Origin of the sequence: Streptomyces bikiniensis (assembly GCF_000716625.1) — a bacterium.
Taxonomy (GTDB): Bacteria; Actinomycetota; Actinomycetes; order Streptomycetales; family Streptomycetaceae; genus Streptomyces; species Streptomyces bikiniensis.
This window is the reverse complement of the sequence record NZ_JNXJ01000005.1, coordinates 125,442-146,685: the sequence shown is the minus strand read 5'-3', so window position 1 is coordinate 146,685 and position 21,244 is coordinate 125,442. Positions and strand designations below refer to the sequence as shown.

21 protein-coding genes are annotated in these 21,244 nt (G+C 73.7%); 16 read left to right on the top strand and 5 right to left on the bottom strand.

What is annotated here, in order from left to right; all coding sequences use genetic code 11:
- Positions 1-86 precede the first annotated feature (86 nt).
- The 11 genes from OO47_RS05015 (at position 87) to OO47_RS04965 (ending at position 12,552) form a co-directional block, all read left to right on the top strand.
- The gene (locus tag OO47_RS05015) at positions 87-944 is read left to right on the top strand and encodes an amino acid ABC transporter permease (RefSeq protein ID WP_030212762.1); all 858 of its coding nucleotides are present in this window, start codon (positions 87-89) and stop codon (positions 942-944) included.
- Positions 941-2,746 carry an FAD/NAD(P)-binding protein gene (locus tag OO47_RS05010; RefSeq protein WP_030212765.1) on the top strand — a complete coding sequence of 602 codons (1,806 nt, stop codon included), beginning with the start codon at positions 941-943 and terminating at the stop codon, positions 2,744-2,746. Before OO47_RS05015 ends, OO47_RS05010 begins: the two co-directional genes overlap by 4 nt.
- Before the next feature lie 120 nt (positions 2,747-2,866).
- Complete coding sequence (locus OO47_RS05005) at positions 2,867-3,751, top strand: amino acid ABC transporter permease (protein WP_030212767.1); 885 nt, start codon at positions 2,867-2,869, stop codon at positions 3,749-3,751.
- Entirely contained in the window at positions 3,748-4,548 is an 801-nt protein-coding gene (locus OO47_RS05000) for an amino acid ABC transporter ATP-binding protein (RefSeq protein WP_051715933.1), read from the top strand. The genes OO47_RS05005 and OO47_RS05000 overlap by 4 nt, the downstream gene beginning before the upstream one ends.
- Before the next feature lie 49 nt (positions 4,549-4,597).
- The gene (locus tag OO47_RS04995) at positions 4,598-5,572 is read left to right on the top strand and encodes an ABC transporter substrate-binding protein (protein WP_030212773.1); all 975 of its coding nucleotides are present in this window, start codon (positions 4,598-4,600) and stop codon (positions 5,570-5,572) included.
- Positions 5,573-5,755: 183 nt separating this feature from the next.
- Positions 5,756-6,793, top strand: coding sequence for an LLM class flavin-dependent oxidoreductase (locus OO47_RS04990; protein WP_030212775.1), 1,038 nt, complete (start codon positions 5,756-5,758; stop codon positions 6,791-6,793).
- Positions 6,790-8,106, top strand: a complete 1,317-nt coding sequence (locus tag OO47_RS04985; RefSeq protein ID WP_030212778.1) for an NtaA/DmoA family FMN-dependent monooxygenase — start codon at positions 6,790-6,792, stop codon at positions 8,104-8,106. Before OO47_RS04990 ends, OO47_RS04985 begins: the two co-directional genes overlap by 4 nt.
- Positions 8,103-8,891 carry a DUF1684 domain-containing protein gene (locus OO47_RS04980; protein ID WP_030212783.1) on the top strand — a complete coding sequence of 263 codons (789 nt, stop codon included), beginning with the start codon at positions 8,103-8,105 and terminating at the stop codon, positions 8,889-8,891. The genes OO47_RS04985 and OO47_RS04980 overlap by 4 nt, the downstream gene beginning before the upstream one ends.
- Before the next feature lie 180 nt (positions 8,892-9,071).
- Positions 9,072-9,965, top strand: a complete 894-nt coding sequence (locus tag OO47_RS04975) for a S1 family peptidase (protein ID WP_199812269.1) — start codon at positions 9,072-9,074, stop codon at positions 9,963-9,965.
- Between the two features lie 278 nt (positions 9,966-10,243).
- On the top strand, positions 10,244-11,125 hold the full coding sequence (locus tag OO47_RS04970) for an esterase/lipase family protein (protein ID WP_030212790.1): 882 nt from the start codon (positions 10,244-10,246) through the stop codon (positions 11,123-11,125).
- A gap of 200 nt (positions 11,126-11,325) precedes the next feature.
- Positions 11,326-12,552: a hypothetical protein gene (locus OO47_RS04965; RefSeq protein WP_234323081.1), complete on the top strand. Its 1,227-nt coding sequence runs from the start codon at positions 11,326-11,328 to the stop codon at positions 12,550-12,552.
- 62 nt (positions 12,553-12,614) lie between these two features.
- Here the strand turns inward: OO47_RS04965 and OO47_RS04960 are convergent, their stop codons facing one another.
- Together OO47_RS04960 and OO47_RS04955 are read right to left on the bottom strand one after the other, a co-directional pair.
- Positions 12,615-13,634, bottom strand: coding sequence for a lytic polysaccharide monooxygenase auxiliary activity family 9 protein (locus OO47_RS04960; protein WP_030212799.1), 1,020 nt, complete (start codon positions 13,632-13,634; stop codon positions 12,615-12,617).
- 169 nt (positions 13,635-13,803) lie between these two features.
- Complete coding sequence (locus OO47_RS04955) at positions 13,804-14,472, bottom strand: response regulator (RefSeq protein WP_030212802.1); 669 nt, start codon at positions 14,470-14,472, stop codon at positions 13,804-13,806.
- A 135-nt stretch (positions 14,473-14,607) separates the two neighbouring features.
- Here OO47_RS04955 and OO47_RS04950 point away from each other — a divergent pair, with 135 nt between their 5' ends.
- The 4 genes from OO47_RS04950 (at position 14,608) to OO47_RS04935 (ending at position 18,256) form a co-directional block, all read left to right on the top strand.
- Entirely contained in the window at positions 14,608-15,591 is a 984-nt protein-coding gene (locus OO47_RS04950) for a Bug family tripartite tricarboxylate transporter substrate binding protein (RefSeq protein WP_030212805.1), read from the top strand.
- A gap of 74 nt (positions 15,592-15,665) precedes the next feature.
- Complete coding sequence (locus tag OO47_RS04945; protein WP_030212807.1) at positions 15,666-16,148, top strand: tripartite tricarboxylate transporter TctB family protein; 483 nt, start codon at positions 15,666-15,668, stop codon at positions 16,146-16,148.
- A 3-nt stretch (positions 16,149-16,151) separates the two neighbouring features.
- A complete protein-coding gene (locus OO47_RS04940) occupies positions 16,152-17,657 on the top strand; it encodes a tripartite tricarboxylate transporter permease (protein WP_030212810.1) in 1,506 nt (501 codons plus the stop codon).
- Between the two features lie 74 nt (positions 17,658-17,731).
- Positions 17,732-18,256: a DUF6299 family protein gene (locus OO47_RS04935; RefSeq protein WP_030212813.1), complete on the top strand. Its 525-nt coding sequence runs from the start codon at positions 17,732-17,734 to the stop codon at positions 18,254-18,256.
- Positions 18,257-18,265: 9 nt separating this feature from the next.
- Here OO47_RS04935 and OO47_RS04930 read toward each other — a convergent pair whose 3' ends face one another.
- Entirely contained in the window at positions 18,266-18,754 is a 489-nt protein-coding gene (locus tag OO47_RS04930) for a DUF402 domain-containing protein (protein WP_030212815.1), read from the bottom strand.
- A complete protein-coding gene (locus OO47_RS04925; RefSeq protein ID WP_033208099.1) occupies positions 18,735-19,658 on the bottom strand; it encodes a GNAT family N-acetyltransferase in 924 nt (307 codons plus the stop codon). Before OO47_RS04925 ends, OO47_RS04930 begins: the two co-directional genes overlap by 20 nt.
- Before the next feature lie 73 nt (positions 19,659-19,731).
- Here OO47_RS04925 and OO47_RS04920 point away from each other — a divergent pair, with 73 nt between their 5' ends.
- Positions 19,732-20,106, top strand: coding sequence for a GntR family transcriptional regulator (locus OO47_RS04920; RefSeq protein ID WP_030212822.1), 375 nt, complete (start codon positions 19,732-19,734; stop codon positions 20,104-20,106).
- Between the two features lie 3 nt (positions 20,107-20,109).
- Here OO47_RS04920 and OO47_RS04915 read toward each other — a convergent pair whose 3' ends face one another.
- Positions 20,110-21,228: a DUF5925 domain-containing protein gene (locus OO47_RS04915; protein ID WP_030212825.1), complete on the bottom strand. Its 1,119-nt coding sequence runs from the start codon at positions 21,226-21,228 to the stop codon at positions 20,110-20,112.
- Positions 21,229-21,244 lie beyond the last annotated feature (16 nt).

Genomic DNA, 21,244 nt, shown 5'->3' with positions numbered 1-21,244 from the left:
GCCGTCCGTGGTCCCGCGTGAACGGCCCCCGCGTCCCCGCGTCCTCCCGTGTTCGATCCGCCCCCTGGCATCCACGGAGCCTTCGCATGCCGACCCCCCTCGCCACCCTCGCCAAGGAGGCCGCGGCCCCGCCGCCGGCCGGACCGCCCCTCCGGATCGTCCCCACCCGCCGCACCGGGCAGTGGGCCGCCGCCGGCGCCGTGATCGTCCTGCTCGCGCTCGGCCTCGTCTCGGTCGTCCGCAACGAGGCCTTCCAGTGGGACGTCATCGCCCGGTACTTCACCTCGGCGTCCGTCCTGCGCGGCCTCGGCCTCACCCTGTGGCTGACCGCCCTCGTCATGGTCCTCGGGTTCGTCCTCGGCACCCTGCTCGCCGTCTGCAGGCTCTCCGCCAACCCCGTGCTCCGCGCGGTCAGCTGGGGCTACGTCTGGTTCTTCAGGTCCACGCCGATCCTGGTCCAGCTGCTCTTCTGGTTCAACATCGGCATGCTCTACCCGCAGATCCTTGGCGTGAACACGGTCAACCTCCTCGGCCCCATCGCCGTCGCCGTCGTCGGCCTCACCCTGCACGAGGCCGCCTACGCCGCCGAGGTCGTCCGCGGCGGCATCCTCTCCGTCGACCGGGGCCAGATCGAGGCCGCCGAGTCCCTCGGCCTCGGCCGGTGGCGCCGCCTCTCCCGGATCGTCCTCCCGCAGGCCATGCGCGCCATCGTCCCGCCCGCCGGGAACATGCTGATCGGCACCCTCAAGGGCACCTCGATCGTCTCCGTGATCGCCGTCCAGGACCTGCTCTACTCCACCCAGCTCGTCTACCACCGCACCTACGAGGTCATCCCGCTCCTCCTCGTCGCCACCCTCTGGTACGTCGCCGTCACCTCGGTGCTGAGCGTCGGCCAGTACTACGTCGAGCGGCACTACGCCCGCGGAACGGCCGGCGCCCGATGAGCACCCGCCCCTCCCTCGTCGTGGTGGGCGCCGGGCCGCGGGGGACCGGCTTCCTCGAACGACTCGCCGCCAACCTGCCCGAGCTGTACGGCGACCGGCCCCTCGACGTGCACCTCGTCGACCCGCACCCGCCCGGCCCCGGCCGGATATGGCGCACCGAACAGTCCCCGCTGCTCTGGATGAACTCCCAGGCCGAGGACGTCACCATGTTCACCGACGAGACCGTGGACCTCGAAGGGCCCGTCCGGCCGGGACCCACCCTCGCCGAATGGGCCGGCATCGACGGCCGCACCTTCCCCACCCGCCCCCTCCAGGGCTCCTACCTGCGCTGGGTGTACGAGCGGACCCGCGCCGCCCTGCCCCCCTCCGTCACCGTCCACGAGCACCGCACCGGCGCGCTGCGGGTCGCCGGCCCCCGCGAGGGGCGCCAGCGGGTCTGGCTGGAGGGCGCCGCCGCGCCCCTCCCCGCCGACCTGGTCGTCCTCACCGTCGGCCACCTCGACGCCGAACCCGACCGGGAGCAGCGGGCCCTCGCGGACTTCGCCGCCCGCCACGGCCTCGTCCACCTGCCGCCCGACTTCACCGCCGACACCGACCTCGGCGCGCTCCCCGCCGGCGAACCCGTCCTCGTCCGCGGCCTCGGCCTCGCCTTCGTCGACCTGATGGTCCTCCTCACCGAGGGCCGCGGCGGCCGGTACGAGGGCGAGGGCGACGACCTCGTGTACGTGCCCTCCGGCCGCGAGCCCGTCCTGTACGTCGGATCGCGCCGGGGCGTCCCGTACCACTCGAAGATCGGCTACGTCCTCGACGGCGAACGGCCCCCGCTGCCCCGCTTCTTCGGCCCCGGGCAGACCGACGCCCTGCTCGCGCTCGGCCGCCCGCTCGACTTCCGGCGCGACGTGTGGCCGCTCGTCGTCAAGGAACTCGGCTGGGCCCACTACCACCGCCTCTTCTCCACCCACCCCGAGCGGACCGCGCTCCCCTGGGACGACTTCGAGAAGGCCTACGAGGCGGCCGAACCGCTCGGCCCCGAACGCGCCGCGCTCGTCGCCGACGCCGTCCCCGACCCCGCCGACCGGCTCGACCTCGACGCCCTCGACCACCCCCTGGACGGCGTCCGCTTCGCCACCGCCGAAGCCCTCCAGGAAGGCCTGCGCGCCTACATCACCGCCGACCTCGCCCGCCGCCACGACCCCTCCCACAGCGCCGACGCCGCCGTCTTCGCCGGACTACTCTCCGTCTACGCGCAGCTCCTGCGGCTCGGCGACCGCATCGACCCCGGCGGCTGGTGGCACGGCTTCTTCAGCTACCTCGCCTCCGGGCCGCCCGGACCCCGGCTCCGCCGGCTCCTCGCGCTCTCCCGCGCCGGCGTCGTCCGCTTCCTCGGCCCCCGCGTCACCGTCGGGACCGACGAGGAACGCGGCCTCTTCCGGGCCTCCTCCGAGGCCCTGCCGGGGGAGTGGACCGAGGCCCGCGCCCTGGTCGAGGCCCGACTGCCGGACCCCACCCTGGAGTTCACCGGCAGCCCGCTGCTGCGCACCCTCTACGAGGAGGGGGCCCGCGCCACCGCCAGTGGCCTCCTCGTCGTCGACCCCGTCGACGGCCGGGTCCTGGAGCGCGACGGGCGCCCGCACCCGCGCCGCTTCGCGCTCGGCCCGCACACCACCGCCCGCGCCGGCGGGGCCTTCACCCGGCCCCGTACCGGCGGGGTCGCCTTCGGGCAGAACGACGCCACCGCACGCGCCGCGCTCGCCTTCCTGCGCGACCTGGAGTGTCGTCTCCCGGCCCCGCTGAGCGCCTGACCGGTCGCGCTCCCCCTCCGTACCGCCGAGCACCCGGCCGGCCCCCCCTCCCGTACCGCCGCGCACCCGACCGGCCGACCCCCTCCCGTACCCCGCCTGCTTTTCTCCCGAGGAACCGCCATGGCTCTCACCAGCGACCCACCGGCCGCACCGCTCACGAAGGAACCGGCCGCCCCCGCCACCGACCTCGTCGTCGTCCCCGTCCGCCACCCCTGGCGCTGGGTGGCCGTCGCCGCCACCGCCGTCCTGCTCGTGCAGTTCGCCCACGGGCTCGTCACCAACCCCGGCTGGGAGTGGGACGTCTTCGCCGCGTTCTTCACCACCGAGACGGTCCTCAAGGCCGTCTGGGTCACCCTCCAGCTCACCTTCCACGGCACCGCCCTCGGCTTCGCGATCGGCATCGTGGTCGCCTTCATGCGCCTGTCGGCCAATCCCTTCCTGCGCTCGGTCGCCTTCGGCTACATCTGGGCCTTCCGCTCCATCCCGCTCATCGTCCAGCTCCTCTTCTGGTTCAACCTCGCCTACCTCTACAAGGAGCTGAGCGTCGGCATCCCCTTCGGGCCGAGCTTCTTCTCCTTCGACACGATGGGCCTGGTCGGCGAGATGAGCGCCGCCGTCCTCGGACTCGCCCTGCACCAGGCGGCCTACGCGGCCGAGATCGTCCGAGGGGGCGTCCTCGCCGTGGACGAGGGCCAGCTGGAGGCCGCGGCCTCCCTCGGCATCCCCAAGCTCCGGCAGGTGCGCCGGATCGTCCTGCCGCAGGCGATGCGCTCCATCCTGCCCAACGCCGCCAACGAGGTCATCTCGCTCTTCAAGGGCACCTCGATCGTCTCCGTCATGGCGATCGGCGAACTCTTCTACCAGGTCCAGGTCGTCTACGGCCGCAACGGGCGGGTCGTCCCGCTCCTGATGGTCGCCACCGCCTGGTACATCCTGCTCACCACCGCGCTCTCCGTCGTCCAGCACTACGTGGAGCGCCACTACGCGAAGGGGAGCACCCGATGAGCTCCGCCACCACCGTCGAGAAGACCCCCGCCGGCACCACCGCCAAGGTCGAGATCCGAGCCGTCCACAAGAACTTCGGCCCCCTGCACGTCCTGCGCGGCATCGACCTCGACGTGCGGGCCGGCGAGGTCACCGTCGTCCTCGGCCCCTCCGGCTCCGGCAAGTCCACCCTCCTGCGCACCATCAACCACCTGGAGAAGGTCGACGGCGGCACGGTCAGCGTGGACGGCGTCCTCGTCGGCTACCGGCGCTCCGGGAACAAGCTCTACGAGCTGCGCGAGCGCGAGATCCTCAAGCAGCGCACCCGGATCGGCTTCGTCTTCCAGAACTTCCACCTCTTCCCGCACCTGACCGTCCTGGAGAACGTCGTCGAGGCCCCCGTCTCGGCCCTCAAGCGCCCCCGCAAGGAGGCCGAGGCCGCGGCCCGCAGGCTCCTCGAACGCGTCGGGCTCGCCGACAAGGCGGAGTCGTACCCCAAGCAGCTCTCCGGAGGACAGCAGCAGCGGGTCGCCATCGCCCGCGCGCTCGCCCTCGAACCGGGCCTGCTCCTCTTCGACGAGCCGACCTCCGCGCTCGACCCCGAACTGGTCGGCGAGGTCCTCGACGTCATCAAGGACCTGGCCGCCACCGGCACCACCATGATCGTGGTCACCCACGAGATCGGCTTCGCCCGCGAGGTCGCCGACACCGTGGTCTTCATGGACGAGGGCCGGATCGTCGAGCAGGGGCCGCCCGCCGACGTGCTGGACAGCCCGCGCCACGAGCGCACCCGCGCCTTCCTCTCCAAGGTCCTCTGACCCGCCTTCCCTTCCCCTTGCTTTCTCCTTTCACGACAGGAGCGTCACCATGAAGTCCCGCCGTACCCTTCTCACCGCCCTCGCCTCGCTCACCGCCCTCGGCGTCCTCACCGCCTGCGGCTCGGGCGAAGCCGCCGTCAACGAGGCCAAGTCCGAGGGGAAGAAGGGCAACGGCATCAACCTGAGCCCGGAGCAGAACCGCGTCCGCACCGCCAAGGTCGACGCCATCGCCGCCAAGCTCCCCGCGGCCGTACGGGAGAGAGGCACGCTCGTCCTCGGCGTCTCGGCCTCCGGCAATCCGCCCCTCGTCTTCCGGGCCACCGACGACAAGACGCTGATCGGCGTCGAGGTCGACATCGCCACCCTGGTCGCCGACACCCTCGGGCTGAAGCCCGACTTCAACGCCGTCTCGTGGGAGAACCTCTTCGTCGGCCTGGACAGCGGCAAGTACGACGGCGTCTTCTCCAACGTCACCGTCACCGAGGAGCGCAAGGACAAGTACGACTTCGCCACCTACCGCCTGGACAACCTGGCCTTCGAGGCCAAGAAGGGCTCCGGCTGGACGGTGAAGGGGCCCGAGGACGTGGCCGGGAAGGCGATCGCGGTCGGCTCCGGCACCAACCAGGAGAAGATCCTCGTCGACTGGTCCGCGCAGAACGAGAAGGCCGGGCGCAAGCCGGTCGACATCAAGTACTACCAGAACACCTCCGACTACTACCTGGCGCTCCAGTCCGGCCGGATCGACGCCTACCTCGGCCCCAACCCCGTCGCCGCCTACCACGTGCTCTCGGCGGGGCAGACGGAGGTCGTCGGCAAGTTCTCCGGGGCGGGCGCCGGACTCCAGGGCAAGATCGCGGCCACCACGAAGAAGGGCAGCGGGCTCGTCGCCGCCTACGCCGCCGCGCTCGACCACGTCATCCGGAACGGCACCTACGCGCAGGTCCTCAAGCGCTGGGGCCTCGACGGCGAGTCCGTGCAGAAGTCGGAGATCAACCCGCCCGGGCTGCCCCGCACCAAGAACTGAACCGTCGGCCCCGCGCCGCGAGCCGGCCGGCCGGGCCCCGTACCACCGGCCGGTCCGCCCGGCCCCGTACGGCGGACCGGGTGACCGGCTCCGTACCGCGAACCCGGCACCCCGGCCCCGTACGAGCCGCCCCGGCCGTCCGGTCCCGCACCGCACCGCGAGAACCCTTCCGAGAGAGACCGCATGACCAGCACCCGACCGCTCCACCTCGCCGCCGAGCTCGCCCCGGGCCACGGCCGGGCCGCCCCCGGCCCGGACACCGCCGCGCGCACGGTCGCGCTCGCCCGCCTCGCCGAGGCCGCCGGGCTCGACTTCCTCACCCACGACGACTCCTTCGCCCGCCCCGGCCTCGACGCGCTCGCCGTCCTCGCCCGGGTCGCCCCGGAGACCCGCTCCGTCGGCCTGGTGCCGACCGTGACCACCACGCACACCGAGCCCTTCCACGTCCAGGCCGCCGTCGCCACCCTCGACTGGGTCAGCCGGGGCCGGGCGGGCTGGCGGATCGACGTCTCCCCGACCGGCGCCGAGGCCCGGCTCTTCGGCCGCCGCCCGGCCCCGCCGACCGCCGAGCTGTGGCAGGAGGCGGGCGAGGTCGCCGAGGTCTCCCGCAAACTGTGGGACAGCTGGGAGGACGACGCCGAGATACGGGACGCGGCGACCGGGCGGTTCGTCGACCGCCGCAAGCTGCACCACGTGAACTTCCAGGGCGCGACCTTCTCGGTCAAGGGCCCCTCGATCGTCCCGCGGCCCCCGCAGGGCAACCCGGTGACCGTCGTCGACGCCACCCGCCCCGCCGCCCGGGAGACCGCCGCCCACCACGCCGACGTGGCCCTGATCGCGGCCGCCACCGCCGAGGAGGCCGCCGCGCTCCGCGCCGAACTGCACCGGGGCGCCCGCGCCCACGGCCGCGACCCCGGGCAGCTGCGCGTCCTGCTCTCGCTGACCGTCGACCCAGACGCGTACGAGGGCGGGCCCGGGGCGCTCGCCGGACTGATCGCGGACTGGCACGCGGGCGGTGCCGTCGACGGCTTCCACCTCGTCCCGGTCGTCCCGGAGCGGGACCTGGAGCGGTTCGCCGCCGTGACCGTGCCCCTGCTCGCCGGCCGGGGCCTCTTCCGCACGTCCTACGAGGGCACCACCCTCCGCGACCACCTCGGCCTCGAACGCCCCGAGAGCCAGTACGCCGCCGGCGCGCGCGTCCGGACGGGAGCGGGCGCATGAGCACGCGGGAGCCCCGCAAGCGGATCCACCTCGCCGCGCACTTCCCCGGCGTCAACTCCACCACCGTCTGGGCCGATCCGCGCTCCGGCTCGCAGATCGACTTCTCCTCCTTCGAACACCTCGCCAGGACCGCCGAGCGCGGACTCTTCGACTTCTTCTTCCTGGCCGAGGGGCTGCGGCTGCGCGAGCACGCGGGCCGCATCCACGACCTCGACGTCGTCGGCCGGCCCGAGTCGATCACCGTCCTGAACGCGCTGGCCGCCGTCACCGACCGGCTCGGCCTGGCCGCCACGGTCAACGCCACCTTCAACGAGCCCTACGAACTGGCCCGGCGGCTCGCCTCGCTCGACCACCTCAGCGCGGGCCGGGCCGCCTGGAACGTGGTCACCTCCTCGGACGCCTTCACCGGCGAGAACTTCCGGCGCGGCGGCTACCTGGACCGGGCCGACCGGTACACCCGGGCCGCCGAGTTCCTCGCCACCGCGCGGGAGCTGTGGGACTCCTGGACCCCGGAGGGCACCCCGAAGCCCTTCGCGCACAGCGGGCCGCAGTTCCGGATCGACGGCGAGTTCACCGTCCCGCGCTCCCCGCAGGGCCATCCGGTCGTCATCCAGGCCGGGGACTCGCCCGAGGGCCGCGAGTTCGCCGCCTCCGGCGCCGACATCGTCTTCACCCGGCACTCCACCCTGGAGGCGGGCCGGGAGTTCTACGCCGACGTCAAGGGCCGGCTCGCCCGCCACGGCAGGGAGCCGGGCGACCTGAAGATCATGCCGGGCGTGACGTACGTCCTCGGTGACACCGACGCCGACGCGCGGGAGAGGGCCGCCGAGATCCGCGCGCAGCAGGTCTCGCCGCAGAACGCGATCCTCGCCCTGGAGCAGATCTGGGGCCGCGACCTGTCCGGTCACGACCCCGACGGGCCGCTGCCGGACGTCGACCCCGACCCGGACTCGACGCTCGTGCAGGGCAGGGTGCGGGTCGCCGACCCGGTCGGCACGGCCCGGAAGTGGCGGGCGCTCTCCGAGGCCAAGGGCCTGTCGATCCGGCAGACCGTCATCGAGGCCACCGGCAGGCAGTCCTTCGTCGGCAGCCCGGAGACGGTCGCGGCTGCCCTGGAGGAGTTCGTCGCCACGGACGCCGCCGACGGCTTCATCCTCGTCCCGCACCTCACCCCCGGCGGCCTCGACGACTTCGTCGACCGGGTCGTCCCCCTGCTCCAGGAGCGCGGGGTCTTCCGCACGGAGTACACCGGCACGACGCTGCGGTCCCACCTCGGGCTCCCGAGCCCGTACGAAAGGGTTGAAAAGGCATGAGCACGGATCCACGGCAGGACTGGCGGGAGTGGCACGAGGCGCGCGAGGCCGCGGTCTCCGCCCCGTACGGCCCGCTCTCCCTCACGGGTCACCACTGGCTCTCCGGCCACCCGGAGGGGCGAATTCCGGCCGTTCCGGGGGAGTGGCGGGCGGACGGTGACGAGGTGGTCCTGACGGCGTCCGACGGGGACGGCCTCGCCGTCGACGGGAAGCCGTTCACCGGCACCGTCCGGCTCGCCGCCGACCAGGGGCCCACCGAGGAGTCCCGGGTCGCGGCGGGCGAGCGCCGGTTCGTGGTGCTGCGGCGCGAAGGGGAGTGGGCCGTACGGGACTTCGACCCCGGCGCGGAGCCGCGCCGCACCTTCCGGGGCATCGAGGCCACCCCGTACGACGAGCGCTGGGTGGTGCCCGGCGTCTTCCGTCCGTACGGGGAGATCCGTGGCGTGCGGGTCGAGAACGCCGACGGCCGTGAGCGGGACCTGGACCTCGCGGGCGAGCTGGTCTTCGAGGTGGACGGCGGCGAGCGCACGCTCCGGGTGGCGGTCGAGGAGGGCGGCTCCCTGTGGGCGGTTTTCGCGGACGCCACCAGCGGCGGCGACAGCCACCGCTTCCGCTTCCTGAAGCCCCCGGCCCCGGCGGCGGACGGCACGGTGACGGTGGACTTCAACCGGGCGCTGCTGCCGCCGTGCGCCTTCGCGGACCACTTCCTCTGCCCGTTCCCGCCGCCGGGGAACACGCTCGACGTGGCCGTCCCGGCGGGGGAGCGGCGGCTCGCGCGGGGCTGATCGGCAACCGCGCGGTGCGGCGGGGTGGTTGACGGCTGTACGGCTGAAAGGCGCCCTTGCGGCGTGAAGTCGTACGGTCGGAGACTCCCCCACAGCGCCGGCCTCCGGGCCGCGCCTCACGGGCCCGACACCCCACTGCGGGCCCCCGATTCCCCTCGGGAGGAACGAGAAGTGAGGACCATGCGCACCACCCCCACGAGAACGATCCGGCTGCTCGCCGTCACCGCGGGCCTCGCCGCCGCCGCGGCGCTCGCCGTCCCCACCGCGAACGCCGACTCCGCCGGAACCGCGGGCACCTACAGCGCCGCCGCCCTCGCGGCGACCGGCGACGCGGTCCGCGCCGCCGACGTGGCAGGCACGGCCTGGCACGTCGACACCGCCACCGGCCGGCTCGTCCTCACCGCCGACTCCACCGTCAGCGCGGCGGAGATAGCGAAGATCAAGGAGCGGGCCGGGGCCAACGCCGCGGCCATCGAGGTCGAACGGACCCCGGGCCGCTTCAGCAAGCTGATCTCCGGCGGCGACGCCATCTACGCCGACGCCGGCTGGCGCTGCTCGCTCGGCTTCAACGTCCGCGACAGCGCGGGCACCTCCTACTTCCTGACCGCCGGACACTGCACCGACGGCGCCCGCACCTGGTACGCCAACTCCGCGAAGACCACCGTCCTCGGGACCACCGCCGGGTCCAGCTTCCCGGGCAACGACTACGGCCTGGTCCGCTACACCAACAGCTCCATCGCCAAGCCCGGCAACGTCGGCAGCGTGGACATCACGAGCGCCGGCAACGCCACGGTCGGCCTGTCGGTCACCCGCCGGGGCTCCACCACCGGCATCCACAGCGGCAGCGTGACGGGCCTCAACGCCACCGTGAACTACGGCGGCGGCGACATCGTCTCCGGCCTGATCCGCACGAACGTCTGCGCCGAGCCCGGCGACTCCGGCGGCCCGCTCTACTCGGGCAGCCGGGCCATCGGCCTCACCTCGGGCGGCAGCGGCAACTGCTCCTCGGGCGGCACGACCTTCTTCCAGCCCGTGACGGAGGCGCTGAACGCGTACGGGGTGAGCGTGTACTGAGCGAACCGCGCGGGGGCGAGCGGCCCCGGCGTGAGGAAGGCGGAAGGCCCCGGCACTCCTGTGCCGGGGCCTTCCCGCGTCCCGCGTCATACGTCCCGTGGCCGCCGCCAACTCCCGCATTATCAGATCGTCATGACGGCGCATCACTTTTTACCGACGCGTAACTTCCCAGCCGTGGCTACCCGTGCGTAGCTTGGCTGAAGCGCATCCCCACTTGTGGTCCGGACCGCAGGGCACAGCACCCCACCTTTCCCCTTGAGCCGCAAGGAGATCGCCCGATGCTGCCCTGGAAGCACGCCGTCAGAGCGCTGTCCGTCCTGCTGCTGACCGCCGCCGCCACCCTCGCCCCCACCGCCGCCTCCGCCGCCCCCGACCGGGCCGGAACCGTCGCCGCCGCGTCCAGCCGTGGCTGGAACGACTTCTCCTGCAAGCCCTCGGCCGCGCACCCGCGCCCCGTCGTCCTCGTCCACGGCACCTTCGGCAACTCCGTCGACAACTGGCTCGGTCTCGCGCCGTACCTCGTCAACCGCGGGTACTGCGTCTTCTCGCTCGACTACGGGCAGCTCCCGGGCGTGCCCTTCTTCCACGGCCTCGGCCCCGTCGAGGCCTCCGCCGGACAGCTCGCCACCTACGTCGACCGGGTCCTCGCCGCCACCGGCGCCCCCGAGGTCGACCTCGTCGGACACTCGCAGGGCGGCATGATGCCCCGCTGGTACCTGAAGTTCCTCGGCGGGGCCGACAAGGTGAACGCGCTCGTCGGCATCGCCCCGAACAGCCACGGCACCACCCTGCTCGGCCTCACCAGGCTGCTGCCGTACTTCCCCGGGGTCGAGGACCTCATCAGCTCCAGCACTCCGGGCCTCGCCGACCAGGTCGCCGGCTCGCCCTTCGTCACCAGGCTCAACGAGGGCGGCGACACCGTGCCGGGGGTCCGCTACCACGTCATCGCGACCCAGTACGACGAGGTCGTCACGCCGTACCGCTCGCAGTTCCTGAGCGGCCCGAACGTCACCAACGTGCTCATCCAGGACAAGTGCGCGCTCGACCTGTCCGAGCACGTGGCGATCGGCACGGTGGACCGGGTGACCTTCCACGAGGTGGCCAACGCCCTCGACCCGGCCCGCGCGACCCCGACCACCTGCCTCTCCGTGATCGGCTGAGACGCCGCTCGACACACGGCCGGGCCCTTCGGAAGGGGACCCGGCCGTGTCCGCCTTCGCTCCGTCGGCCCAACAGAAACGCCCTCTGATGGTGCAACCTCGTGACATGGGTTCTAAATGTCATCAGGTGTGTGTTTCCGGCACACCGAGAGACAGCCATGGTGGGCGTCCCGAAGGCGTCCACGAACGGAGCCTGTGACATGACCACCGACCTTCCTCACACCCATCCGACGGAAGAGGACATAGGAAGAGAGCCGATCGAAGGGCCCGTCTCCGGGTCGCACTCTCAGTCGGCTGTCTCCCCGTCCCCGGCACCCGACGCGCCGAACCTTCCCGTTCGTCCGGCCCTGCCCTACGCGGCGCCGGACGTCCCGGTCCTGCCGGCGGCCCCGGTCGATCCCGCCCACCGGGGCGACGCGGCCCCGCCGGAGACGTGGCGGTTCGATCCGCCGGCCGGTCCGCCGGTCGACCCCCCGGTCGACCCCCCGGCCGCCCCGCCGACCGCCCCGGCCGAGCCCGGTGAGGAGGCGCGGGCCGTCCCGGAGGTCCCGGACCAGCACGAGACCGGCGACGAGGCGGTCCACACCCTTCTGACGACGGCGGCGACCGAACGCCCGGTGAACGAGGTCGCCGCGCTCGTGGCCCGGCTCCAGGAGACCGGTGAGCTGTCCAGCCCCGCGGACGTGGCGCTCCGCGCGGCCGCCGTCACCCGCCCCCTGGACGAGGTGCGCGAGCTGCTCGCCCTCCTGAACGCCTCGGGATACGAGCTCCACCAGGCCGAGACCACGCTGCGCGCCGCGGCGGTGGGCAGGCCGATCGAGGACGTGGTGCGGCTCGTCGGCATCCTCGGCACCGACAGCAGCGACTGGCAGCCCACCGAGCACGGGAACACCGCGGAATGGAAGGCCGGGTCCGCCGGGGAGCCCGCCCCGGCTCCCGCCGGTCCGCAGCGCTCCCGGGACGCCGCCAAGCGGACGGGGGCGTCCCTGGACGGCGCGCTGGCCGCGGGCCCCGGCAGCCACAGCAGTTCCCCGGCGCTGCGGTCGGCCCTGCGCTGGCCGGCGGCGCTCGCGCTGCTCGCCTGCGGCCTCGTCCACCTGCCGACGGACCTCACGGGCCTGCGCGCCGGCGGCGACACGGAGACGCTGTCCGTGGTCGTCACCGTGCTCTGCCTGGTGGGCGGCGTGTGGCTCGCGGCACGGGACACCCTGGTGGCCTGGGCCGCCGCCGCGGGCCTCGGCGTCGCCGTCATCGCGCTCCACGGAGTCGCGAGCGCCCGTACGGTCGACCTGCTGAGCGGCAGCCTCGGTGCCACGTCCGCCTGGGCGAAGGCGGTGGCCCTGCTGGGCGCCGTGGCCGTCGTCGCCCTGGCCGCCTCGGTCGTGGTGCGGCACACGAGGGCGGCCGGCACGGCGGGCAACGCCTGACGCCCCGGCCGCCGAACACCGTCCCCGCTCGGGCAGCCCCAGGCTGCCCGAGCGGACGGGCGTCAGGCCCGGCGGCGCCGGGCGGTCCCGAAGAGCACGGCCGCACCGACCGCGAGCACGGCGGCGCCGCCGATCGCGAGGTACGGGGTGCCGGCGTCGCCGCCGGTCTCGGCCAGCTCCACGCCGGAGCCGGACGTGCCGGCGGGGGCGGGCGCGTTGGGCGAGGACGGGGCGGCGGGCGCCGAGGAGGACGATGCGGGGGCCGCCGCCCCCTCGGCACCCGTCCCCGCGGTGCCGGTCCCCCCGGCACCCCCGGTCCCGGCACCCGTGTCCCCGGCGCCGGTCGCCGGGTCGTCGTCCCCGTGCCCGCCGTGCTCGACCGAGGACTGTCCCTTGCCGTCCTCGATCTGCTGGTCGGTGGGGGCGGAGGCGCTCGGCGCCGGGGAGCCGCCGTCCTGCCCGAACACCACGTCGGAGCAGGTGTAGAAGGCCTCGGGGGAGTCGGAGCGCTGCCAGACCGAGTAGATCAGGTGGCGGCCGGACTTCTTCGGCACGGTCCCCTGGAAGACGTAGTCGCCGTTCTGCATCCCCGGGTCGGTCACCGTCACGAACGGCTTCTCCTCCAGGTCGGACCACGTGAGCGGCTTCGACGGGTCGTAGCCGTCCTTCGTCACGTACAGCTCGAACGAGCCCTTGTGCGGCGCGGTCCCCTTGTAGCGGAAGGTGTGCGCCCCGGCGTCCAGCTTGCTCGCCGGCCAGTCGGCCCGCGCCAGGTCGAGCCCGCGGTACTTGTCGTTGCCCGCGCTGCACAGCTTGCCGTCCGGGATCAGCCGCCGGTGCTGCCCGGCCGCGTTCGCGATGTTCACCGCGTTCCAGTCGTAGAACGCCTGCGTCCCGCTCGCCGCCACCGCCGCCTTGCAGGCCGCCGACTTCGGGGACTCCGGCCCCTCCGCGTAACAGGCCGAGACCCGGCTCACCGGATCCGTCATCGACCCGTGCGCGAACGCGGGCCCGGCCGGCAGCCCGACCAGAGCCAGCACGGTACCGGCGGTGACGACTGCGGCCGAACGACGAGAGGTCATGGGAGGACAGCTCCTTCACGGGGGTGAACGCGGGGGTCGCCCAGCAAGCTAGCCGCCCACGACCGCGAAAACCCCCGTGAGAAGCGGCGGAGGCCCATCCTTAGGCCCCCTTTAAGGAACCACTAAGCGACGCCTGAGGAACCGTCCCGGCCGGCCCTCCGGGCCCCCGTCAGCCCAGCCGCCGGTACCGCCGTTCCGGGCGGCCCGTGCCGCCGTAGCGGAGGGTGACCTCCGCGCGGCCCGTCTCCGCGAAGTATTCGAGGTAGCGGCGGGCGCTGACGCGGGAGAGGGAGCCGGCCTCGGCGCACTCCGTGGCCGAAAGGCCCTCCGGGTGGGCGCGCAGGACCGAGTCGACCAGGTCGGCGGTGGGGGCGGCGAGGCCCTTGGGGAGTTCGCGGGAGCCGCGCGGGCGGGTGCCGAAGATCTGGTCGACGTCCTCCTGCCGGGCCTCGTCCAGGTCGTCGAGGCGGCTGCGCAGCGAGGCCACGTGCCGCAGCTGCTCGTGCAGCGCCGCCTGGCTGAACGGCTTGATCAGGTAGTGCAGCGCCCCGGCCCGCAGCGCCGAGCGGATCGTCCCCGCGTCCCGCGCCGCCGTGATGAAGAGCGCGTCCGTGGCGTGCCCCGCCGCGCGCAGCTCCCGCAGCACCCGGACGCCGTCCATGTCGGGCAGGAACACGTCGAGCAGTACCAGGTCGGGCCGCAGCCGCTCGGCCGCGCGCAGGGCCTCGGCGCCGCTGTGCGCGACCCCGGCCACCGTGAAGCCCGCCACCGCCGAGACATAGCGGCAGTGCAGCCTGGCGACCATGAAGTCGTCGTCGACCACCAGCACCTTCGTCACGCCGACCCACGCTAGGTCCCGACCACAACGACCACAACGTCCGTTGGTTGCGGAAGAGAGACAGCTTCTTAACGCGCGGGCAACATGTGGGCCACCTCACACCCCCTTTCCCTCCTACCTGAGAGGCGGCCACACGTGCGGTTGCGCACCCCCTTCGCCCTCCTCGGAGCGGCGCTGCTCGTGCTGGTGGGTCCGCCGCTGCTCAGCCCGGGCAGCGGCTCCGACACCGGCACCCGGATCCCCGGCCTGCGCCTGATGGTCCCCAACACCCCCGGCGGCGGCTACGACATCACCGCCCGCACCGCCGCCAAGAACGCCGAGGAAGCCGGACTCACCGGCGACGTCGAGGTCTTCAACCTGCCCGGCGCCGGCGGCACCGTCGGCCTCACCCGGCTCGTCGGCGAACGCGGCAACGGACGCCTCGCCATGTCCATGGGCCTCGGCGTCGTCGGCGCCGTCCACACCAACAAGACCCCGAGCACCCTCACCGACACCACCCCGATCGCCCGGCTCACCGAGGAGCAGGACATCGTCGTGGTCGCCAAGGACTCCCCGTACAAGACGATCCGGGACCTCCTCGCGGCCTGGAAGAAGGCCCCCGGCAAGCTGCCCGTCGGCGGCGGCTCCTCGCCCGGCGGACCCGACCACCTCGCCCCCATGCTGATGGCCCGCGCCGCAGGCATCGCCCCCAAGGACGTCAACTACGTCCCCTTCGACGGCGGTGGCGAACTCCTCGCCTCCATCCTCGGGAACAAGGTCGCCTTCGGCGTCTCCGGCGTCGGCGAGTACCTCGACCAGATCGAGGCCGGCGAACTGCGCCTCCTCGCCGTCACCGGCCCGAAGCGCGTCCCCGGCCTCGACGCCCCCACCCTCCGCGAGGCCGGACTCGACACCGAGTTCACCAACTGGCGCGGCATCGTCGCTCCGCCCGGCCTCTCCGACGCCGAGCGCGACAAGCTCGTCGCCCTCGTCACCGCCCTGCACGGCTCCCCGCAGTGGCGCGAGTCGATGAAGACCCACGGCTGGGACGACGCCTTCCTGCCCGGCGAGCGCTTCGGCGACTTCCTCGCCGAGCAGGACCGGCGCGTCGCCTCCGTCCTGAAGGAGCTGGGACTGTGAAGCCGACCGCCCCCAGGAAGCCGACCGCTCCCAGGAAGCCGACCGTTCTCAGGAAGCCGGCGGTCCCCGCCTGGCTGCGCGGACGCTCCGAACTCGGCGTCGGAGCCCTCCTCTTCCTCCTCGGCGTCCTCGTCCTCACCGACGCCCTCACCCTCGACGACACCGTCACCGGACGCGGCCCGGTCGGCCCCGCGACCGTCCCCCTCGTCGTCGGCTGCGGCCTCCTCGCCGTCTCCGTCCTCCTCACCGTCGACGTCCTGCGCGGCGGCCGGGGCGAGGCCGAGGGCGGCGAGGACGTCGACCTGACCGAACCCGCCGACTGGCGCACCGTCCTGCTCCTGGCCGGCGTCTTCCTCGGCTTCGCCGTCCTCATCGGCCCCGTCGGCTTCCCCGTCGCCGGCGCCCTCCTCTTCTGGGGAGCGGCCCACGCCCTCGGCAGCCGCCACCTCCACCGCGACCCGCTGATCGCGGCCGGCCTGTCGCTCCTCACCTACGCCGTCTTCGACAAGCTGCTCGGCGTCCCGCTGCCCGGCGGCCCCCTGATGGGAGTGATCTGACCCGTGGATTCCCTGAACTCCCTCATCGACGGCTTCGGGACCGCCCTCACCCCGGTGAACCTGCTCTGGGCCGCCCTCGGCGTGCTCCTCGGCACCGCCATCGGCGTCCTGCCCGGCATCGGCCCCGCCATGGCCGTCGCCCTGCTGCTCCCGGTGACCTACGGACTCGACCCGACCGGCGCCTTCATCATGTTCGCCGGCATCTACTACGGGGCCATGTTCGGCGGCTCCACCACCTCCATCCTGCTCAACACCCCCGGCGAGAGCGCGGCGGTCGTCGCCGCCATCGAGGGCAACCCGATGGCCAAGGCAGGGCGCGGTGCGCAGGCCCTCGCCGCCGCGGCCGTCGGTCACTTCGCCGGCGGCATGATCGGCACGATCCTGCTCGTCGTCCTCGCCCCGACCGTCGCCGCGCTCGCCGTCGACATCGGCGCCCCCGACTACCTGGCCCTCATGGTCCTCGCCTTCATCGCGGTGACCTCCGTCCTCGGCTCCTCCCGCGTCCGCGGCCTCGCCTCCCTGCTCGTCGGCCTCACCATCGGCCTGGTCGGCCTGGACGCGATGACCGGGCAGCAGCGCCTCACCTTCGGCTCGCTCCAGCTCGCCGACGGCGTCGACGTCGTCATCGTCGCGGTCGGCCTCTTCGCCATCGGCGAGGCCCTGTGGGTCGCCGCGCACCTGCGCCGCACGGCGGGCGAGGCCATCCCGGTCGGCCGCCCCTGGCTGGGCCGGGAGGACGTGAAGCGCACCTGGAAGCCCTGGCTGCGCGGCCCGTTCATCGGCTTCCCCTTCGGCGCCATCCCGGCCGGCGGCGCCGAGATCCCGACCTTCCTCTCGTACGTCACCGAGAAGCGCCTCTCGAAGCACGGGGAGCAGTTCGGCAAGGGCGCCGTCGAAGGCGTCGCCGGGCCCGAGGCGGCGGCCTCCGCCTCCGCCGCCGGCACGCTCGTCTCCATGCTGACCCTCGGCCTGCCCACGACCGCCGTCGCCGCCGTGATGCTGGCCGCGTTCCAGCAGTACGGCATCCAGCCCGGCCCGCTGCTCTTCGAGCGGGAGCCCGAGCTCGTGTGGGGCCTGATCGCCTCGCTCTTCGTCGGCATGGTGCTCCTGCTCGCGCTCAACCTGCCGCTCGCCCCCGTCTGGGCCAAGCTGCTGCGCATCCCCCGCCCGTACCTCTACGCCGGCATCCTCTTCTTCGCCGCCGTCGGCGCGTACGCGGTCGGCGGCGAGGCGCTCGACCTGGTCGTCCTGCTCGTCATCGGCCTGATCGGCCTGGGAATGCGCCGCTACGGCCTGCCGGTGCTGCCCGCCGTCATCGGCGTCATCCTCGGCCCGGCCGCCGAACAGCAGCTGCGCCGCGCCCTCCAGATCAGCGACGGCTCCCCGGCCGGGCTCGTGAACACCCCGTTCTCGATCACCGTGTACGCGGTCGTCGTCCTCCTGCTCGCCTGGCCGCTCCTGCGGCGGGCGGTCACCCGGCGTGAGGACCCCGCCCCACCGAAGGGATGAACTTCGGCCATTCGACGGCCGGATCCGGGTATCCCTGGCGGGCAGTACCATCCCCCACCCCGAAGGGACCCCCCATGCGCGTCCGGCTCGTTCTCGCCGCAGCCGCCCTGCTCACCGCCGCCGTCGCCCCTCTCGCCCACGCGGGAGGGGCCGACGGCCACCACACCATCGACCGGCCCGCCGGAAGCCACCTCCGCGACGGTCACCTCCATGACGGCCGCTTCACCAACGGCCTCCTCACCGACGGTCGCCTCCGCGACGGCCACTTCACCAACGGCCTCTTCGTCGACGCGTACGGAACCGTCGCCGACGACAGCACCGTCACCCTCTCCGGCAGCTACCGGTGCCTCGACGACAGCGCGGGCCCCGTCTTCGTCGGCTCCACCCTCGTCCAGGGGGACCGCTCCACCGGCATCGGCGGCACCCGTGCCGTCTGCGACGGGCACCTCCACACCTGGACCAACAGCTCCGTGGTGAAGGACCCCGCCTACGTCCGCGGCGCCGCCCGCGTGGAGGCCACCCTCATGCAGCTCAGCGGGACCGGCCTGCCGCTGCCCCGCTTCCTCGCCACCGAGAAGACGGACGTCGAGCTGCGCTGACGCGCCTCCCTACCGGGACCCGCCCAGCAGGCCGACCAGACCGGAGCGGCCGAGTGCCTCGAGCTCGTCGAGGGCGGCCACGGCCCGGTCCGCCGCCTCCGGATCGGAGGCGGCGAGGCCGCTCGCCGCGAACTCGTCCTCGTCGAGCCGCAGCACCTCGCTGCCGTCCGCCGACACCCACAGGTCCAGGTCCAGGTCCTCGACCACCACCCCGGAGCCGCCGATCACCGGCGGCCGGGTGACGTCGCAGTACCAGCCCTTGAGGACGCCGTCGCCGGACCGCACCTCCTTGACCGTGAACCAGCGGCCCCGCCAGTAGTGCTCCACGAACACGTCGCCCGGCTCGAACCGCACGAAGCCGAAGTCCCGCACCCCCTCGGCCGCCCACGGCGCGCGCACCGAGAGCCGGCCGGGCCCCTCCACGAGCACCTCGGCCGGGTAGCGGATCTTCGTCCGGCCCGCCTTCGTCAGGGTGACCTCAACCGAGCGTCCGGACATGCCGCACCTCCGTCGCCGCGATCTCGTAGCCGAACCACGCGTTGATCGCCAGCATCGGCCCGTTGCCGGCGTCGTTCCCCGTGAACGCCTCCGTACAGCCCGCCTCCCGGGCCCGGTGCAGCGACGCGTTCTTCACCAGCTTGGCGAGCCCCCGGCCCCGGAAGGCCGGCGCCGTGCCCGTCATCCCCGTGTGGTACTGGCCGAGACCGTCCGTCTGCGCCACGCTGAACGCGGCCGGCACCCCGTCCACCACCGCCACCGTCGTCAGCGACCGGTCGAGGAGGGGGTGCTCCCAGGTGGTCTCCCGCCAGTGCGCGTAGTCGTCCAGCTCGACCGTCACGTCGCCCGGCTCGTCCGCGGTCGTCACCGCGTCCAGCTCGAACAGCGGCCGCGGATCGGCCGCGAAGTCCTCGGCCGTCAGCAGCTCGACACCGGCGGGCGGCGCCTGGAGGGGCGGCAGCCCGGCCCGTGCCAGGTCGAGCCGGAGGAAGTGGGCCGACCGGCTGGGGGAGTACCCCCGCCGTTCCGCCCAGGCCCGGTGCTCCGGCGCGTCCAGGACCCAGCTGTAGAGGGTGCGCGCGCCGTGCGCGGCCAGGTGCTCCTCGGCGGCGCGCAGCAGCAGCGTCCCCGCGCCGCGCCCCTGGTGGGCGGGGTCCACGTACACGTTGAGGGAGCCGATGCCCGGTTCCGGGGAGTCGTGGGCGATCCGCAGCTGGACGGTGCCGACGACCTCTCCGTCCCCGTCCACGGCCACGAGCGGGCGCGCGTGGCTGTCGGGGTGGGCGTGCGCCCAGTCGAACACGAGCTGTTCGGCGGTCGCGAGCATGAAGGGGAGCGCGGCACGGCGGACCCGGGCGAAGCCCTCGGCGTCCCCGTCCCGCACGTAACGGACGATCAGAGTCATGTGGGCGCACGCTACGGGCAGAGGACGCACCGCCGCCTCCCCTTTTCCGGTGGGGTGGGGGCAGAATCGGCGGGTGACACTCACCATCGTCGTGGACCACGAATCCACCACCGCTCCCTACGAACAACTGCGTGCCCAGATCTCGGAGCGGGCCCGGTCGGGCGGACTGCCGGTCGGCTACAAACTGCCGACGGTACGGGGACTCGCGGAGCAGCTGGGGCTCGCAGCGAACACGGTCGCCAAGGCGTACAAGGCCCTTGAGGCGGACGGGGTCGTCGAGACGCGCGGGCGCCACGGGACCTTCGTCGCCGCCGCGGGGGACGCGGCCAGCCGCCGGGCCGCCAGCGCCGCCGCCCAGTACGCCGAGGAGACCCGCCGCCTCGGCCTCAGCCGCGAGGCCGCCGAGGCGGCGATGAACGAGGCCCTGCGGGCCGCGTACGACGACTGACCCCTACAGGTACAGCCCCGCCCCCGCCGCGCGGGGCTCCGGGAGGTCCGCCGGGGGCGTGCCTCGGCGGAGCGCGAACAGCTCCGCCAGCGTCGCGCCCTCGCGCGGCACGCCCTCCTCGCGCCCGAGCCACGCCACCGACTCGGCCCGGCTCAGCGGCCCCACCTCGATGCGGGCCAGGCAGCGGCCCGGCCGGACCACGGCCGGATGCAGCCGCTCCAGGTCCTCGTTGGTGGTGACCCCGACCAGGACGTTCCGCCCCTGCCCGAGCAGCCCGTCCGTCAGGTTGAGCAGCCGGGACAGGGCCTGGCCCGCGGTGTGCTTCGCCTCGCCCCGGATCAGCTCGTCGCAGTCCTCCAGGAGCAGCAGCCGCCAGCGGCCCTTCGCCGTGCCCTCGTCCTCCCCGATGGCGATGTCCATCAGATAGCCGACGTCGTTGAAGAGCCGCTCCGGGTCGAGCACGCAGTCCACCTGGCACCAGTCCCGCCAGGACCGCGCCAGGGTCCGCAGCGCGGACGTCTTGCCGGTGCCCGGCGGCCCGTGCAGCAGCAGGAGGCGGCCCGCGACGGAGTCGGGCGTCACCTTCATCAGCCGGTCCATGGACTCGGCCACCGGCGCCGCGTAGTGGGGCCGGACCTCCTCCCACGTCCCGGCGCTGATCTGCCGGGTGGTGCGGTGCGGGCCGCGCCGGGGCGACATGTGCCAGAAGCCCATCGTCACGTTCTCGGGCTGCGGCTCCGGCTCGTCCTTCGCCCCGTCCGTGGCCTCGCCGAGGATCCGCTTCGCCAGCTCCTCGTCCGTGGCCGTCACGGTGACGTCCGCGCCCCGGTTCCAGCGGGAGACCAGGAGCGTCCAGCCCTCGCCCTCGGCGAGCAGGGCGCTGCGGTCGTCGTCCTTCGAGGCCCGCAGCACGCGCGCGCCCGCCGGGAGCAGCGTCGCCTCCGGCTTGACCCGGTCCAGGGTGGTGCTGTGCGCGTGGGGCTGCTCGCCGGTCGCGAAGCGGCCGAGGAACAGCGCGTCGACGACGTCCGACGGCGAGTCGCTGTCGTCGAGGTTGAGCCGGATCGGCAGCGACCGCTGCGGTGCGGACGGTGCCGGTGGGGTGTCAGCCATGGCGCCCATGATCCGGCAACCGGGT